Raw genomic sequence first — 1,486 nt, forward strand, 5'->3', positions numbered from 1 at the left:
CCGCCGCCTTCCTGCTGTTTCACACTTAGTTGGCCTTGACGACGCGGCCGCCCTTGACCTCGCCGATAACCACTTCCTTGGCCGTGATGGCGTCGTGGTTGTCGTGGGTGAACGGCTTGTTGTAGGTCATCACCACGCCTTCGACCGGTGTTTGCAGGTTTTCCAGCGCTTCGCGCACCTTGGCGCCGTCGGTGGAATTGGCCTGCTTGATGGCGGCCGCCAACAGGAAGACCGAGTCATAGCCTTGCGCCGCCGACACCGGGGAGTCGATGCGGTTGTTCTTGGGCTTGAACTTGGACAGGTAGGCGTCGATGAACGCCTTGCGTTTGGGCGAGTCGGGGTCCTGGATGAAGGTTTGCGGCATGCGCGCGCCTTCGCCGTTGGCGCCGGAGTTGTCGATGTAGTTGGCCATGGACAAGGTCCAGCTACCGATGATCGGCACCTTCCAGCCCAGCTTGGTCATGCCGTTGGCGATCTGGGCCAGTTCGGGGCCGATGCCATACGTCAGCACGGCTTCGGCGCCGGCGGCCTTGGCTTTCAACAGCTGGGCCGTCATGTCGACGTCCTTGATGTTGAACTTCTCAACCGCCACGGCCTTGATGCCCTTGGCGTTCAACGCCTTTTCCAGATCTTCGCGGCCCAGTTGGCCGTAGTTGGTGGAATCCGCCAGGATGGCGACTTTCTTGAAGCCACGGCGGGTGATCGCTTCTTCAACGATCATCGGGGCCTGGATGCTGTCATGCGCCGCATTGCGGAACACGTAGTTATCGGGGTATTCCGGCGCTTTGAACTGGTGCGTGATCACGCTGCCCGTAGCCACGTTGTTGAAGACGGGGATCTTGGCGTCCTGGTAGAAGCGTTGCGAAGCCAGGGCCACGCCGGTGTTGATGTAGCCGACGGTGGCGGCCACCTGTTCCTTGTTGATCAGTTCCTGGGCGATCTGCACGCCGCGTTCGTTCTTGGCTTCGTCGTCGCGTTCGACGGCAACCAGCTGGCGCCCCAGCACCCCGCCGTTCTTGTTGATCTCTTCAATGGCCAGGCGCACGCCATCGCGCATGCTGACGCCCATGGAGGACGAACCACCGGTGTACGGGCCGGCCACGCCGATCTTGATGGGGTCGGCGGCGTACGACGCGGCCGATGCAGCAAATGCAAGGGTTCCTGCTAGCAGCTTCAAACGAAAATCCATGGATGTCTCCGTTGTAGTAATTAGTGAACTGCGTGGAAAACCGTGTGCCGGCGCTGATCGGCGTGTTGCGTGATGCGGCGCTCTCCTGTGTTGCGTGTTGTGACTGTCTGCTTAATCGCTTACGCGAATCTGACCGCGCGGGGCTTTTGCGCGTAAATACCTAGTACGCATCTAGTACGTGCGCACGGGTTCCCGGCGGCCGTCGCGATGCAGCGCGCGCAAGTTGTCGTTGGGGTAGCGGGCAGATAGCGGGTGCTGGCGGCATCCTAGCCAGCGAGAGATGTCGGCGTGGGGAAA

General features: G+C 61.3%; 1 protein-coding gene. It reads right to left on the reverse strand.

Annotated elements, in window-relative coordinates; all coding sequences use genetic code 11:
* Positions 1-25: 25 nt before the first annotated feature.
* A complete protein-coding gene (locus ACNPP0_RS03345) occupies positions 26-1,189 on the reverse strand; it encodes an ABC transporter substrate-binding protein (protein WP_332609648.1) in 1,164 nt (387 codons plus the stop codon).
* Positions 1,190-1,486 lie beyond the last annotated feature (297 nt).

The organism is Achromobacter semiaridum, assembly GCF_053543755.1.